This window comes from Pseudomonas sp. MYb541 (assembly GCF_037479595.1).
GTDB classification, from domain to species: Bacteria; Pseudomonadota; Gammaproteobacteria; order Pseudomonadales; family Pseudomonadaceae; genus Aquipseudomonas; species Aquipseudomonas canadensis.
This window is the reverse complement of the sequence record NZ_JBBGYS010000047.1, coordinates 36,227-49,864: the sequence shown is the minus strand read 5'-3', so window position 1 is coordinate 49,864 and position 13,638 is coordinate 36,227. Positions and strand designations below refer to the sequence as shown.

The following is a 13,638-nucleotide window of genomic DNA, read 5'->3' as shown; positions in this document are numbered from 1 at the left end:
CCCGGGGGGGGCCCGCCCCCCCGCGCCCGCGAACGGTATCTACTGGCGGCCGATGGGTTTGCGATTGGCGAATTTCTGCTTGACCAGCAGGTGGACGATTACAGCGCCTTCGCCTTCGTAGAGCCGCTGCCTCCCGGGGCTCACGGCCCGTTCTACGAATTGCGCGAATACAACCTGGTACCCAGCGGGCTGGCACCGACGTTGCGCGGTTGGTGCAAGTCCATAGAGCGTCGCACCAGGACGGATTATTCCCGGGTATACGCCGCGTTCTATGCCACCAGCGGGCAGATTCCGCGTTATCTGCATATCTGGCCCTACAGCTCGCTGGAGCAGCGCCTTGAAGTACGTACTCGCGCCGTGGTCGACGGCGCCTGGCCACCTGAAGATTCGGCGCCGCAGCTCAAGCAGATGCATTCCACGGTTTACCTGCCGGCGCCGTTCTCACCATTGCGCTGAAAGCGTTACGAAAAAACAGCATGTATTCCGATAATCGCACAATAATTTTTTGAATTATCCTCAAAGCATAAAGACATATCTAAACGCATTTAAACCAATTAAAACAGCTACTTAAATATTTTTATTCTGGATTTGTCACTGAATTATTACGTGATTAGTGTTGTTTTTAATCGCGATAAATCAATTGACAATTCACGTAATCGAGCTCAGATTCACCCCAACGGCACCCACAAAAACAAAGGTAACCACTATGCCGATCCATCGCCCCCGTTCCGTCTCCCGTCCCAGCTCGACACTGCCTTCCTGCTCAGCCCAATACCGTTCCTGACAACGGAGTAAATGTATGCATTCGCTAAAAAAACCAGCGGTCGATACCGTGAGCTCGCTTGCCAGTGGCCCGACCTTCGACGCCTTGCTTGTCGATGTGCGTGAGCGTGCCAGGGCCGGTGAATTCGACCGCCAGCGCCACATCTCGCGGGATGTGATCGAGTCCTTCAAACAGCACGGCATTTATCGGGCGCTGGTGCCCAAGCGCTTCGGTGGCCTGGAGTGTTCGCCGGCCGAGTTCTGCCAGTTGATCGAGCGTATTGCCCAGGCCGATGGTTCTGCCGGCTGGGTTGCCAGCTTCGGCATGAGCCCGGTTTACCTTGCCGCACTGCCGCTGGACAGCATCGCCAAGGTGTATGCCGATGGTCCTGACCGGGTATTCGCCGGTGGCATCTTTCCGCCGCAACCGGCGGAAGTGGTCGAAGGCGGCTTTGTGGTCAATGGTCGTTGGAAATACTCCAGCGGCTCCCTGGGCTCCGACATTGTCGGCGTCGGTATCGCCCCGAAGAACGGCGACACCTTCGGCCTGCCACGCATTGCAGTGATGCCGCGCAGTGAGATCCGCATCGACGAAACCTGGGACACCGTCGGCCTGCTCGGCACCGGCAGCCATGACTTGGTGGTGGAAAACGTGCGGGTCTGCGAGGAGTGGACCTTCGTGCGCGGCGGCCTGCCGAACCTGGACGAGCCGTTCTTTCGTTACCCGTCGCTGTCGTTCGCCACCCAAGTGCTGTCGGTCGTCGGCCTTGGCGTCGCCCGCGCGGCACTGGATGCCCTTTCGGACATGGCCAGCGGGCGCGTCTCGGTCACCGGCGCCCCGGCGATTGCCGACCGGCCCCTGGCCCAGGTCGATATTGCCCGGGCAGAAGCCGAGCTGCGAGCCGCGCGGGCGTTTTTCTACGAGTCCATCGACCGCGCCTGGAACTACGTACTGGCCGGCGATGCGGTGCCGGTGGCCGCAACCAACCTACTGCGCCTGTCGTCGACCCATGCCACCCGCGTCGCTGCCGATGTGGCGCGCACCGCGCAGATGCTCTCGGGCATGAGCGGTATGTACAACGACAGCCCGCTGGCACGCTGCGTCAACGACGCCCAGGTGGTGACCCAGCACGCTTTCATGGGCGACATCACCTATCAAAATGCCGGAGCCATGTTCTTCGGCAAACAGCCTTTGCCTGGCTACCTCTAACCGTCGAGGAAATGAAATGAGCGATAAAAAGACCTTGCGCGTGCTGTTCTGCATGGGCATCAACCAGAATTTTTTCGATGCCCCGCGCGATGAACAATTGCAGGTGTGGGCAGCGTTCAGTGCAATGTGGAACGGTATCCACGACCTGGCCGGGGTCAAGGTGCTGGGCAATATGGATGACGACCAGAGCATGGTCGGGCCGTCCGATGGCTTCCCCTGGACCACCTACCTGTTGGCCGACGTGCCGGATATCGAGACCGTGCATGCCGCGTGCAACCTGTTTCGTAGCACCCCGGTGGGCGATGGCCCTTACAAGCTGTGGCGCTACACCAAGGTTGAAGCCCGGGTTGGGCGCGAGCTGATCATTCAGCGTACTTGATGCCGACGAGGATACTTCCATGAGCAAGCTGATTCCCGCTGTAAACCTCGCCGTCGACCCCGCTGAACGGGTACAGGCCGATCGCGTCCACACCTCGATGTATACCGATGCGCAACTGTTCGACGCCGAGCTGGAGAAGATTTTCTATAGCACCTGGATCTGGGTCGCCCACGAAAGCGAGATCCCCGACAACGGCAGCTACAAGACCACCTATATCGGCAAGCAGCCGGTGATCGTGGTGCGTGACCGCAAGAAAGACGTGCACGTGCTGCTCAACCGTTGTCGCCACCGTGGCGCCACTGTGTGCGAACACAAAAAAGGCAAGACCAACAGCTTCGTCTGCCCTTACCACGGCTGGGGCTACGCGCTCGACGGCTCACTGCGTGGCATCCCACACCCGGAAAGCTACGGCGATTGCATCGACAAGGCCGAGCTGCCGCTGGTCAGCCTGCGTACCGAAAGCTACGCCGGCATGATCTTCGCCACCTTCAAGGACGACATCGAGCCGCTGGAAGACTACCTCGGTGCGGCGAAAAAATGGATGGACCTGTTCATGAAGCAGGGCGCCGGTTATGGCATCAAGGTGCCGGGCGAGCACCGTTTTCGCTTCCCCGGCAACTGGAAGATCCAGCTGGAAAACACCACCGACGCCTACCACTTCCCGTTGGTGCACAAGAGTTTTCTGTCGTCGGTGGATGAGCAGACCCTGGCGCTGTTCGACTTCGTCAAAGGACCTGGCTACGTCGAGGACCTGGGCAACGGCCACAGCGTGATGGTGATGATTCCCGACTTGATCGACCTCGAAGCCGACCTGGACAAGCCGATTCCCGAGCGCTTCGAAGAGCTGGCCGCCGAGCTGCGTGACGAGGGCATCGAGGAGCAGCAGGTGCGCCGGATCGTGCGTGCGGTCGGCGGCACCGGCTTCAACCTCAACCTGTTCCCCAACGTTGCATGCTCGATGGCGTTTTTCCGGGTGCTGCAGCCGATCTCGGTGACCGAGACCGAAATCCACCACTCGGTGATCACCATGGACGGCGGGCCGGCCGTGGCCAACCGCTATCGACTGCGCCTGCATGAGCACTTCCAGGGGCCGATGGGCTTCGGCACTCCGGACGATTCCGAGGCCTGGGAGCGGGTACAGAAGGGCGCCAACGCTGGTGAAGATCTATGGATCATGCTCAACCGCGGCTTGCCCGGCGAGCAGGCCAGCGCAGACGGGCTGGTATCCGACGTGAGTGCCGAAACCGGTATGCGCGCCGCCTATCAGCAGTGGAAAAAGATGATGTCGGCCTGATCCGTGGAGAACCTTATGAACCTGCAATTACTGCAAGAAGTGACCGCTTTCATCTGGCAGGAAGGCGACATGCTCGACCACGGAGAATACGACGGCTGGTTGAAGATGTGGACCGAGAAGGGCACCTACATCATTCCCATCGACCCCAAGGAAACCGACTTCGAGAACACCCTCAACTACGCCTACGACGACCATCATATGCGTGAACTGCGGGTGCAGCGCCTGATCGGCGGCGAATCGATCTCCACCAGCCCGCAACCGCGAACGGTGCGCATGCAGTCGCGGTTCCGGGTGTTGGTCGATGACGGCGTGCAGGTGACTGTGCGCTGCGCGCAGAACATCCGTGAGTTCCGCAAGGAAAACCTGAAGTTCTACAGCGCCGACCTTACCTACCAACTGATCCGCAGCGAGGGTGGTTTCAAGATCCAGCGCAAAGTGGTCAGCCTGATCAACAGTGACGATGCCCTTGCCGGTATCGGCTACATCCTTTGAGGCGCGCCGACATGAGCCATATTGCATTGGTGACGGGTGCGGGGCAGGGGCTGGGGCAGCATTTCTGCGCCAGCCTCCTGCGGGCCGGGTACTCGGTGGCGATCACCGACCTCAACCTTGAAGCCGCACAGGCGTGCGCCCACCAGTTGGACCCGGGCGGCGAGCGCACGCTTGCGCTGCAACTGGACGCCGGGAGCAAAACCGATTTCGAAGCGGGCCTGGACCAGGTGCTGGCGCGCTTCGGCGCGCTGCACGTGGTGGTCAATAACGCTGCCGTCACCAAGACCACGCCGCTGATGCAGATCAGCCCCGAGGAATTCGACGCCGTGGTGGGCCTGAACCTGCGCAGCGTGTTCCTCGGCTGCCAGGTGCTGGGCGCGTACATGGCCGAAACCGGCTATGGGCGGATCATCAACATGGCGTCCCTGGCCGGCCAGAACGGCGGTACTGCGACCGGCGCACACTATGCCGCGAGCAAGGGCGGCATCGTGACGCTGACCAAGATCTTCGCCAAGGAGTTTGCCGCCCGCGGGGTGACGGTCAATGCCATTGCCCCTGGCCCTATCGAGTCGGCGGCGGTGCGCGCAGCCATACCGGTCGAACGCCTGCCGGGACTGCTCTCCAATATCCCGGTGCAGCGCCTGGGAGATGCAGATTTTCTCGGTGACCTAATTGTGCAGTTGGCCCGGCCCGACGCCTATTTCACTACCGGGGCGACGTGGGATGTGAATGGCGGCTTGTTCATGCGCTGACTGATAGCGGCCGCCACGGCGGCCTTTGCGAACTCCATGGAATAACGGCCATGACTGAAGAACTGTTGGACGTAGTCGTGCGCAAGCGCGAGCTGCAAGGGGACGGCGTTGTCGTCCTGGACCTGACCCGTCGCGACGGCGCACCGTTGCCCGCGTTCGACGCCGGCGCGCATGTGGATATCCATATTGCCCCGGGGCTGGTGCGCCAGTACTCGTTGTGCGGCAACCCTGCGGATCCGAGCCTGTACCGCCTGGGTGTGCTCAAGGATCCGGCATCGCGCGGCGGTTCGGTCGGGGTGCATGACACCCTGCTCGAAGGCTGCGAGGTGCAGATCAGCGTACCGCGCAATCTGTTCGCGCTTGCACCGCAGGCGCGGCGTTCGGTGCTGCTGGGTGGCGGGATCGGCGTGACCCCGATGATCGCCATGGCCTACGCGCTGCACGCGGCCGGCCAGCCCTTCGAACTGCATTACTGCGGCCGTGAGCGCGGACGCAGTGCGTTCTTGGCGGAACTGGCCGACGCACCGTTTGCCGCGCAGGTGTTTACCCACTTCGACGATGAAGGGGCCGAACAGAAGCTCGACCTGGCCAAGGTGCTGGGCGAGGGCAAGACCGGCGTGCACATGTACACCTGCGGTCCCGCCGGCTTCATGGATTGGGTGATTCAGGGCGCCCGCGACCAGGGCTACACCGAAGCGCACATCCACAAGGAATATTTCCAAGTGGAAGTGGACAGCTCGGGGGGCAGCTTCGAAGTGGTAGCGGCCCGCAGCGGCAAGACCGTGCAGGTGGCAGAAGGGCAGAGCATTCTCGCCGCACTGGCGCAGGTCGGGATCAAGATCGAGATTTCCTGCGAGCAGGGTGTGTGCGGTACCTGCCTGTGCGATGTGCTCGAAGGCGAGCCGGATCATCGTGATGTGTACCTGACGGACGATGAGAAGGCCGGCAATGATCAAATTCTAGTGTGCTGTTCACGAGCCAAATCTAAAAAACTCGTGCTGGATATCTAAGGGGAACGACAATGGTAGACGTAGGCAGCTTTCGCAATGCAATGGCCATGCTGGGCGGTGCCGTGTCGGTCATCACCACTGATGGCGTGGCAGGCCGGTTCGGCTTTACCGCCTCGGCGGTGTGCAGCGTGACTGATTCACCGCCGACCCTGTTGGTATGCATGAACCGTTCCTCTCATTCCAACGAGCATTTCAAGCGTAACGGCACAGTGTGCGTAAACACCCTGTGCGGCGATCATCAGCATTTATCCGGTGCCTTTGCCGACCGCACGTTGAGTATGGATGAGCGCTTTGCCGTCACAGGCTGGACCACGCTTGAAAGCGGTGCGCCCGTGATGCTGCAAGCGCTGGTGAATTTCGACTGCCGGATCGTGCAGGTCCATGAAGTGGGCTCCCACAGTATTTTCTACTGTGAGGTCCAGACCATTCGCCAAAGCGGCGCGGACGAAGGCCTAGTGTATTTCAACCGTGCTTACCACCGCTTGGGCGAGGCATCGAAGGCCTGCTGAGCCTCAGCGATACCCAGTGCGCGCGCCTTCATTTTCGCTGGAGAAACGAAACAGCGGCACCAAGGGGCCGAAGGTTTCTTCAGCAGTAGGCGCCGCCGTTGTTTTGAAGCGCGCCTGAGCGGTGGACAAAACTGATGTCATTCAGCTTCAGGGCGATGTTAGGTCGCGTGTAGTGGCAGAGCCCCGCAATTGATCCGGCGTTTTCACGAGCGTTGGCCCAAGGCCTCATTGCATGTATCGGAAGGCTTGAGCACGTCGCTGCAGGAGTTGGTTACTGGACGGTCGGATCCAGGTCGCCGTGGTGTACAACCAGCCACTGCTCGAGGCCTTTGATGTGCGGCCGATTTTCAGTAAACGCATGGTGCTGGTCGGACCGCCTGGGGAGACGCCGAAATCGGTGCGCATCATGGGGCTGGCGGATTTTCCATTGATCCTTCCCGGTCTGCCTCACAGCAACCGCCGGCTGATTGAACAAGTGGCGGCACAGAGCGGATTTCATTTGAATGTGATATTCGACGTGGACAGTGTCAGTCTGACCAAACGGATGGTCGCCGAAGGCATGGGCTACTCGATCCTGGCGCATGCCGCAGTCCAGGAGGATGTAGCCATGGGGGGGGGGCTGGTGGGTCACGCGATTGAACGACCGGGCATTCGCTCCACGGTCTCGTTGACCACGCTCAAGGATCGCAGGAGCAGTCGGCTGGCCTTGAGCTGGGAAAAAAATTCTGTTGGAAACCCTGGAAGAGTTGGTGACGGCGGGGGCGTGGATGGAGGCTACTCTTTGGCTTGGGCGAGAGTGATTTCGAGAGAGGCTTTTTGCGGGTCGGGCTGGGGGCATCCATTTCAAACCATCCAAAGCATGCCCTCAGATATGCCCCCATTATAGCGATCGCATGGAGGTGAATGGAGCTCCATGGTTTGTGGAAAGGCAAAAATGATCAGAAGAACTGCCTGTCCTAAGAGGCTTACAGACTTTCAGGCAAGCCAAAAAACATTTTGACTAGGCTCTAGGACAGTAGTTTCAGCTTGAAAAAAGCGAATTATGCCCCCATTTATGCCCCCAATTGCACAGGGTGTGCGAGCGATCGCGAATGGCGATTTCTGACATGGATCTGGGTGGCCGTCACTGGTATTCAGTGCGCCTCCGTATACTGGATGAGCAACCCGTATCTGGCAAATCCTTGGTCGCTCGGAAGAGGATTTGGGTAATGAGTCGACATCCTTAAGTGGAGTTGTCGGGTCTGTCTCTCTGCACCTATCCTGAAATTGACCCGCGAGATGCTCGTGCTCTGCGTGATGTTGCCAGGGCTCTGGTCGTGGGTCTCGATAGCCCGGTGGACACCGAACCTCCCGCCTCAATTGGCCGCCAAGTCGGCTGACAACGAGGGCGCTCAGGTTGAGATATAGAGGGGACGCCTTACCTTCGCTATTCCTGGCCAGTTAAGCCGTTGGGCCAGGTCGCTGATCAGTCGTTAGGTAAGTGCAACTGCACTTCCATGGCGTCATGAAGGAGTCGGACGACCTCGATCACGTCGTCATTTGCCAAACGATAAAATACGACGTGGCGTGGGCTTTTGACCGTTCCATGGGGATGTCTGGCCTGCTGGCGTGAATAGGTGAGATGATAGCTGCGAAGGCCCGGTGCAAGCTCATCGCGGTCATGGCTGCCAATGCAATAAGGCGTGTCGGCAAGCGCTTGCAGCGCCGCGAGGATCAGCGCCTGGTAGCGCTGGCGTGCTTGATCGCCGAACTGCGCTTGGGAGAGCCTGAGGATGTCGACAATGTCGGCACGCGCCGCGTTGGAAATCCGATACTGCGGCATGCTCAGTGTTTCTCTCGCGCGGGGAGGGTGGCCTCCAGGCTCAAGCCCTCGAGGTAGTGCTCCAGATCTCCTTCGTTCACCTGAGTAAAGCGCCCGTGCTCAAGGTCCATGATGCCGATCGAGGTCGCCTGACGCAGGGCCTCAATTTTGGCGGTATCTTCGGCGACGCGTTGCTCCAATAGCCTTAAGCCTTCTCGCATTACTTCGCTGGCATTTTGATAACGGCCGGACTGGACCAGGTCCTGGATAACCTGTTCTTGGTGAGGGGTGAGCACAACGTTTCGCGTCGCCATCATTAGCTCCAACTCTGGGCAAACATATTGTTTCGAACGTTGGCATATTATGCCATTTTACATAAAAGCAGGGAGTTTAGGATTTGTACCTGACGAACTGTAAAGTGTGGGGTCATCCTTTGCGCCGAACAGATGGCCCGGACTGTAAGCGCACAAAGTCCAAGCAAGGCTGTCGCATGCGGGACGTCGTGGACAGCTTAATTAGTGTGGGCCTCGGGCCTTCAGTTTTGCCAAACCTTGTTTGATGTGTCCGGCGTTCTCTCCAATCGTTTGTAGCGCGCCGCGGATATTGTCGCCTGTGTCCGTCGTACCCTTGCGCTCAATCCACAACGTCAACTCCATCACCGCCGCCTCTAAGGCGAGCTGGTTTTGGTACAGACGCTCAAGGACATCAGGCAGTGAATATTCAGTGGGCATTGTTTCGACTCCAATGAAGGAGCCGAAAGCGTAGCAGCGGGGGAGGCGGATGTCCTGAGCCACCCGTGAGTTAAGTGCATGAAACGGTTTAGAGTGAGGGCCAGCATTCGCCAAAAACTGCCGTTGCGACAGGCAGCAGACGGCCAATAGCAGACAGATCGTTCTACAGCCTCGGCGCTTTGTATCAGCCAGCAGAGCACTAGCGCAGAGAGGAAAAATACTGAGTAGGCGGTTTACCCAGTGCTTTCTTGAACATAGTGATGAATGCATTAACAGAGTCATATCCCAGGATGCCCGCCACACGTTGCACGGATACCCCCTCCGCCAAATGACTCAGTGCGATCATCAAATGCAATTGTTGACGCCAGCGTCCGAAGCTCAGCCCGGTCGTGCTTTCTACAAGCCTGGCCAGCGTTCGTTCACTGGTTGCAAGCCGAGTGGCCCACTCGCGCAACGTGGTTCGGTCGCCTGGATCTGAGAAGAGCGTATCCGCGATTTGTTTGATCTTGGGGTGGTCTGATATCGGCAAATGCAGCTCTTTCAGCGGGGCATCGGAAAGCTGCTCAAGCAGCACTGCAACCAGCCGAGCTGTCTTGCCCTCGGAATGGTAAGCAGGTTCCTGTTCAGCGAGATGCAGGACCATCTCCCGAACAAGGGGCGTAATGGCAACCGTGCAGCATTCTTCAGGCATGGCTGCCGCACCGGGCTCAACGAACAGAAAGCAGGTCCGGGCGTTTTCGGTCACTCGGCAACTGTGCGGCGTGCCGCCCGGGATCCATACGGCGTGCTGGGGAGGGACAAGCCAGAGTGCATTTTGCACCTCACAGCTCACTGCGCCATGCAAAGACAGGATGAGCTGGCCTTTGCGATGATCATGCGGACGGGCACCCGAATCATTGAGGTCAGGCGCAACCTTGAGGGCAATCGCTGCCTGGGCGAAAAGGTCTGAATCGAAATCTTCCGGCGAGGAAACGACATTTTTTGAGCTTGGCATGATTTAGATATCAGGTGTCTTGATATCTATATTAGCCGGTTCTGAAGTTCTCTACAGTTGTCTTCTTTTAAGAGGACAGATAAAGAATATGTCAGATACAAAAAACAAGTGGCATGCCATCGCGCTCGTCGCAGGCATTCTGCTTATCGCCGTGAACCTGCGCGTTCCCTTTACCAGCATCGCGCCCGTTTTGCCGCTGATCCAGAATGATTTTGGCTTGAGCGCCTCAGCTCTAGGCCTGCTTACTTCACTGCCATTACTTGCCTTTGCAGCCTTCTCCCCGCTCAGCGCATCGGTCGCCCGCAGGTTCGGCATCGAGCGCACGCTTTTCGGTGCACTGTTGGTCATTTCAGCGGGCATCCTGCTCCGCTCCGCAGGCAGCGCATGGGTGTTGTACGCCGGTACGATATTGATAGGCACTGGGATCGCCCTGGGCAACGTGCTGCTGCCCGGCCTGATCAAACGCGACTTCTCGACAAAAATGGCGTCCATGACCGGCGCTTATTCCATCACCATGGGTGCAGCGGGCGCTGTCGGTTCAGCCGTAATAGTTCCGCTGACCCAATCATGGGGATGGCCGATTGCCCTGAGTTTGTTGGTCGCAGCCCCGTTGTTGGCGCTGGTGGTGTGGCTGCCGCAGTTGAAAAAACACGAACACGTAAATCTGTCAGGTCCGAAACAAGCGCCAACCGTGGCCGTCTGGCGTTCGCCGCTGGCATGGCAGGTCACACTGTTCATGGGGCTGAACGCGATGCCTTTTTATGTCGCCGTCGGCTGGCTGCCGACCATTCTGATGGACCATGGCATATCCCCGGAGCAAGCAGGCACGGTACACGGCACGCTTCAACTGACGACGGCCATTCCCGGCTTGATTCTGGCGGCCACGCTTCGTCGTCTCAAAGACCAGAAACTGGCAGCCGCTACCGTCAGCCTGTTAACCGCCTCATCCCTGATCGGGCTCATTTACGCGCCAGACTACGCCATGTTGTGGGCCGCGGTCCTGGGCTTCGGCTATGGTGCCAGCATGATGCTCGGCCTGACCTTCATCGGCTTGCGCACAAAAAATGCCGGTGACACGGCGGCACTTTCAGGAATGGCGCAGTGCGTCGGCTACCTGATGGCAGCCGCAGGCCCCTTGCTGCTGGGCCAACTGCACGACTGGACCGGTGGCTGGACAGGACCGCTGCTGATCACAGCCGCAATCTCCGTAGCCGGAGCATTCACCGGCATGCTGGCCGGGCGCAACGTTCAACTTGAATCTGCTGAATCATCGTCGCGAACAAGCCCAGCAATCCAGTCAGCGAATGCGCTCACAGCTGGCGATAAAAAGCGCTGATGCGGGTATAGCAGGTGAACAGGAACCGATGCGGGCTGCCAGTCAGCAAGCACTTCGACCAGTCGCCCTTCTCGCAGATGCTCGCTGACCACGTTCTCAGCGAGCTGCACCAGCCCGAAGCCTTCAAGGCACATTTTGATGTAAAGCCCAGTCTCGTTGACGGCCGCTGTGCCGTTCACCGGGACTGAGATTTTTTCGGTACCACGGGCAAAGCGCATTTCACCTGCTTGCCTTGCGCGGCCCGAGAAGTAATGGATGGCCCGGTGGTGAGACAAATCTTGCGGATTTTGCGGAGTGCCGTTCTCTTCGAGATAGGCGGCAGACGCACAGGTTACCCAGCGAAACCGACCGAGTGGGCGCGCAACGAGCGTTGAGTCATCGAGCTCGCCTGTACGAATAACGCAATCGACACCCTCTTGAACCAGATCAACCTGCCGATCGTTGACGCCTATCATCAGGTAGATATCCGGGTAGCGCCTGTAGAAGTCTTGCAGGTTTGGCATGACGATGAAGTGTGCAATGCCACCCGGCATATCGACACGCAAACGCCCCTGTGGCCGTTTTACGGAATCCGTCAGGCTGGTCTCTGTGTGTTCGATCAGCTCCAATATTTCCCGGCATTGCGCCAGATATTGTGCGCCCTCAGAGGTCAGGCTGACCCGACGCGTTGTTCTGTTCAGCAGGCGTACCTGCAAGTACTTCTCAAGATTTTTAACGCTGCTGGTAACTGTGGAGGCCGGCAGAGAGAGCGTCTGCGCCGCCTGGATAAAGCTTCCTGCTTCAGCCACACGTACGAAAACCTGCATCGCTTGAATACGGTCCATGACTGTTAGCAGCCTCAAAGCAGTGATCGGGTAAAGTCGTTATTATTCGTAGATATTGAATAATAAAAACAGTTTAACCATCTTTTTCCCGCAGTATCGCATTGCGTACATTGCTTCCAACGAAATTTGAAGAGGTGTACAGAAAATGGCTGAATATAACCGCAGCATTGTGCAGGCCCCGACCGCTCAGGCCGCCCGCACCCTTATCCGCGGCGCCACTGTGCTGAGCATGGACGGTGATATCGGCAATCTGGCGCGCGGCGATATCCTTATCGAAGGCAGCACCATCACGGCCATAGGTGAAAACATCGAGGCCGGCGACGCTATGGTTATCGAGGCATCCGGCATGATTGCCATGCCCGGCATGGTCGATACGCATCGTCACTCCTGGGAGGGCCAACTGCGTCGAATCAATCCGAATGCCGAAACCCTGGAAGACTACTGCAACGCAACGCACTTCTCGTTCGCCAAATACTATCGCCCGGCTGACATGTATATTGGCAATCTACTGACTGCATTGGGGTGCATCGATGCGGGCATCACGACCGTGGTCGATAACTCGCACAACAGCCGCACCGGCGCGCACTCCGACGCCGCGGTCGAGGCGCTGCTCGATGCTGGTATCCGGTCTGTACACGCCTCCGGTGCGCCAGTTTCTGGTGAGTGGGACAAAGCCCACTGGCCCGGCAACCTGGAGCGTCTCCAGGGGAAATACGTCAAGAACGGTGACAACCCGCTGCTCTCGCTGGCGGTAATGGCGCAGCTGGAGCCTGAGCTATGGGCTGAGGCCCGGCGCTTGGGGCTGCCTATCATTACCGAATTCTTCGGCGGGGACATGGCAGCTGAGTTGGAGGGTTTGCATCGCGAGGGTCTGCTGCGCCCCGATAACATCTTCAACCACTGCACAGCGCTGCCGGACGCCGGCTGGAAAATCATTCGCGAGGCTGGCGTGCGGGTCAACGTATGCCCGCGTTCAGATGCCCACTACGGCATTGAAGATGGAATGTTCGCCATGCAGTCGGCCCAGCGTCACGGCATCAGCCCGGGGCTGAGTGTCGATAACGAAACCTCCTATAGCGGTGACATGTTCATGGAGATGCGGGTGGCGTTCTACCTGCAACGCGTCATGGGCATGCACCAGCAGCGCTGCTGCGGCGCAGAGCATCATCCGGTGACCCTGCCGGCTCATGGCCTGCTCAAAGCCGCCACTCTTGACGGCGCCACCTGTGCAGGATTGCAGGACAAAGTCGGCACCCTGACCCCCGGCAAACAGGCCGACCTGATCCTTATCAATGCGCAGGACATCAACCTTTACCCGTCGGGTAACGCATTCGGCACCGTGGTACACGCGGCCGAACGCAGCAATGTCGACACGGTCATGATTGGCGGGCGCATCGTCAAGCGCGGCGGCAAGGTGCTGGGCGTGGACAGCGAAAGGCTGCGTGCAGCAATCGACGAATCCCGTGAGCATCTGTTTGCTGCCGCAGGCTACCAGCCGGATATTTTTGCCGAGACATTCATGCCGCTTGAGTCAGCCAAGTAAG

17 protein-coding genes are annotated in these 13,638 nt (G+C 58.9%); 11 read left to right on the top strand and 6 right to left on the bottom strand.

Features of this window, described 5'->3' with window-relative positions:
* The 8 genes from WH299_RS24615 to WH299_RS24580 form a co-directional block, all read left to right on the top strand.
* Positions 1-456, top strand: a 456-nt coding sequence (locus tag WH299_RS24615; protein ID WP_339551537.1) for an NIPSNAP family protein, incomplete at its 5' end; no start/stop codon positions are given.
* Between the two features lie 343 nt (positions 457-799).
* A complete protein-coding gene (gene iacA, locus WH299_RS24610) occupies positions 800-1,972 on the top strand; it encodes an indole-3-acetate monooxygenase (protein ID WP_099491982.1) in 1,173 nt (390 codons plus the stop codon).
* A 16-nt stretch (positions 1,973-1,988) separates the two neighbouring features.
* Entirely contained in the window at positions 1,989-2,351 is a 363-nt protein-coding gene (locus WH299_RS24605; protein ID WP_017528258.1) for a hypothetical protein, read from the top strand.
* A gap of 19 nt (positions 2,352-2,370) precedes the next feature.
* A complete protein-coding gene (locus WH299_RS24600) occupies positions 2,371-3,645 on the top strand; it encodes an aromatic ring-hydroxylating oxygenase subunit alpha (RefSeq protein ID WP_099491983.1) in 1,275 nt (424 codons plus the stop codon).
* 15 nt (positions 3,646-3,660) lie between these two features.
* Positions 3,661-4,137, top strand: a complete 477-nt coding sequence (locus tag WH299_RS24595; RefSeq protein ID WP_099491984.1) for an aromatic-ring-hydroxylating dioxygenase subunit beta — start codon at positions 3,661-3,663, stop codon at positions 4,135-4,137.
* Between the two features lie 11 nt (positions 4,138-4,148).
* A complete protein-coding gene (locus WH299_RS24590; RefSeq protein ID WP_099491985.1) occupies positions 4,149-4,889 on the top strand; it encodes an SDR family NAD(P)-dependent oxidoreductase in 741 nt (246 codons plus the stop codon).
* Between the two features lie 50 nt (positions 4,890-4,939).
* A complete protein-coding gene (locus tag WH299_RS24585) occupies positions 4,940-5,899 on the top strand; it encodes a PDR/VanB family oxidoreductase (protein WP_099491986.1) in 960 nt (319 codons plus the stop codon).
* A gap of 11 nt (positions 5,900-5,910) precedes the next feature.
* Positions 5,911-6,408, top strand: coding sequence for a flavin reductase (locus WH299_RS24580; protein ID WP_065930110.1), 498 nt, complete (start codon positions 5,911-5,913; stop codon positions 6,406-6,408).
* Positions 6,409-6,411: 3 nt separating this feature from the next.
* On the opposite strand, the gene WH299_RS24575 is transcribed toward WH299_RS24580, so the two are convergent.
* Entirely contained in the window at positions 6,412-6,549 is a 138-nt protein-coding gene (locus WH299_RS24575; RefSeq protein WP_339551533.1) for a hypothetical protein, read from the bottom strand.
* Between the two features lie 160 nt (positions 6,550-6,709).
* Between WH299_RS24575 and WH299_RS24570 the strand changes: the two genes are divergently transcribed.
* Positions 6,710-7,294, top strand: a complete 585-nt coding sequence (locus WH299_RS24570) for a LysR substrate-binding domain-containing protein (RefSeq protein ID WP_339551532.1) — start codon at positions 6,710-6,712, stop codon at positions 7,292-7,294.
* A 579-nt stretch (positions 7,295-7,873) separates the two neighbouring features.
* Here the strand turns inward: WH299_RS24570 and WH299_RS24565 are convergent.
* The 4 genes from WH299_RS24565 to WH299_RS24550 all read right to left on the bottom strand — a co-directional run bounded on the left by WH299_RS24565 (position 7,874) and on the right by WH299_RS24550 (position 9,934).
* The gene (locus WH299_RS24565) at positions 7,874-8,230 is read right to left on the bottom strand and encodes a type II toxin-antitoxin system RelE/ParE family toxin (RefSeq protein WP_058426049.1); all 357 of its coding nucleotides are present in this window, start codon (positions 8,228-8,230) and stop codon (positions 7,874-7,876) included.
* A 2-nt stretch (positions 8,231-8,232) separates the two neighbouring features.
* On the bottom strand, positions 8,233-8,523 hold the full coding sequence (locus tag WH299_RS24560; protein WP_027605753.1) for a type II toxin-antitoxin system ParD family antitoxin: 291 nt from the start codon (positions 8,521-8,523) through the stop codon (positions 8,233-8,235).
* Positions 8,524-8,724: 201 nt separating this feature from the next.
* Positions 8,725-8,940 carry a hypothetical protein gene (locus WH299_RS24555; RefSeq protein ID WP_058426048.1) on the bottom strand — a complete coding sequence of 72 codons (216 nt, stop codon included), beginning with the start codon at positions 8,938-8,940 and terminating at the stop codon, positions 8,725-8,727.
* Between the two features lie 199 nt (positions 8,941-9,139).
* Positions 9,140-9,934: an AraC family transcriptional regulator gene (locus WH299_RS24550; protein WP_041931406.1), complete on the bottom strand. Its 795-nt coding sequence runs from the start codon at positions 9,932-9,934 to the stop codon at positions 9,140-9,142.
* A gap of 88 nt (positions 9,935-10,022) precedes the next feature.
* Here WH299_RS24550 and WH299_RS24545 point away from each other — a divergent pair, with 88 nt between their 5' ends.
* A complete protein-coding gene (locus tag WH299_RS24545) occupies positions 10,023-11,270 on the top strand; it encodes an MFS transporter (RefSeq protein ID WP_122811446.1) in 1,248 nt (415 codons plus the stop codon).
* On the opposite strand, the gene WH299_RS24540 is transcribed toward WH299_RS24545, so the two are convergent.
* Positions 11,183-12,094, bottom strand: coding sequence for a LysR family transcriptional regulator (locus WH299_RS24540; RefSeq protein WP_015371104.1), 912 nt, complete (start codon positions 12,092-12,094; stop codon positions 11,183-11,185). The two genes, WH299_RS24545 and WH299_RS24540, sit on opposite strands and share 88 nt — an antisense overlap.
* Before the next feature lie 145 nt (positions 12,095-12,239).
* Here WH299_RS24540 and WH299_RS24535 point away from each other — a divergent pair, with 145 nt between their 5' ends.
* Positions 12,240-13,637 (top strand): amidohydrolase family protein, encoded by a 1,398-nt coding sequence (locus tag WH299_RS24535; protein ID WP_053139078.1) that lies wholly within the window; start codon positions 12,240-12,242, stop codon positions 13,635-13,637.
* Position 13,638: the final 1 nt, after the last annotated feature.

What these genes read in the sequence shown, in the direction of transcription:
- WH299_RS24580 (WP_065930110.1), top strand. Translation starts at nt 5,911, where the DNA reads ATGGTAGACGTAGGCAGCTTTCGCAATGCAATGGCCATGCTGGGCGGT.
- WH299_RS24595 (WP_099491984.1), top strand. Translation starts at nt 3,661, where the DNA reads ATGAACCTGCAATTACTGCAAGAAGTGACCGCTTTCATCTGGCAGGAA.
- WH299_RS24565 (WP_058426049.1), bottom strand. Translation starts at nt 8,230, where the DNA reads ATGCCGCAGTATCGGATTTCCAACGCGGCGCGTGCCGACATTGTCGAC.
- WH299_RS24605 (WP_017528258.1), top strand. Translation starts at nt 1,989, where the DNA reads ATGAGCGATAAAAAGACCTTGCGCGTGCTGTTCTGCATGGGCATCAAC.
- WH299_RS24590 (WP_099491985.1), top strand. Translation starts at nt 4,149, where the DNA reads ATGAGCCATATTGCATTGGTGACGGGTGCGGGGCAGGGGCTGGGGCAG.
- WH299_RS24560 (WP_027605753.1), bottom strand. Translation starts at nt 8,523, where the DNA reads ATGGCGACGCGAAACGTTGTGCTCACCCCTCACCAAGAACAGGTTATC.
- WH299_RS24545 (WP_122811446.1), top strand. Translation starts at nt 10,023, where the DNA reads ATGTCAGATACAAAAAACAAGTGGCATGCCATCGCGCTCGTCGCAGGC.
- WH299_RS24550 (WP_041931406.1), bottom strand. Translation starts at nt 9,934, where the DNA reads ATGCCAAGCTCAAAAAATGTCGTTTCCTCGCCGGAAGATTTCGATTCA.
- WH299_RS24540 (WP_015371104.1), bottom strand. Translation starts at nt 12,094, where the DNA reads ATGGACCGTATTCAAGCGATGCAGGTTTTCGTACGTGTGGCTGAAGCA.
- WH299_RS24555 (WP_058426048.1), bottom strand. Translation starts at nt 8,940, where the DNA reads ATGCCCACTGAATATTCACTGCCTGATGTCCTTGAGCGTCTGTACCAA.
- WH299_RS24585 (WP_099491986.1), top strand. Translation starts at nt 4,940, where the DNA reads ATGACTGAAGAACTGTTGGACGTAGTCGTGCGCAAGCGCGAGCTGCAA.
- WH299_RS24535 (WP_053139078.1), top strand. Translation starts at nt 12,240, where the DNA reads ATGGCTGAATATAACCGCAGCATTGTGCAGGCCCCGACCGCTCAGGCC.
- iacA (WP_099491982.1), top strand. Translation starts at nt 800, where the DNA reads ATGCATTCGCTAAAAAAACCAGCGGTCGATACCGTGAGCTCGCTTGCC.
- WH299_RS24575 (WP_339551533.1), bottom strand. Translation starts at nt 6,549, where the DNA reads ATGACATCAGTTTTGTCCACCGCTCAGGCGCGCTTCAAAACAACGGCG.
- WH299_RS24600 (WP_099491983.1), top strand. Translation starts at nt 2,371, where the DNA reads ATGAGCAAGCTGATTCCCGCTGTAAACCTCGCCGTCGACCCCGCTGAA.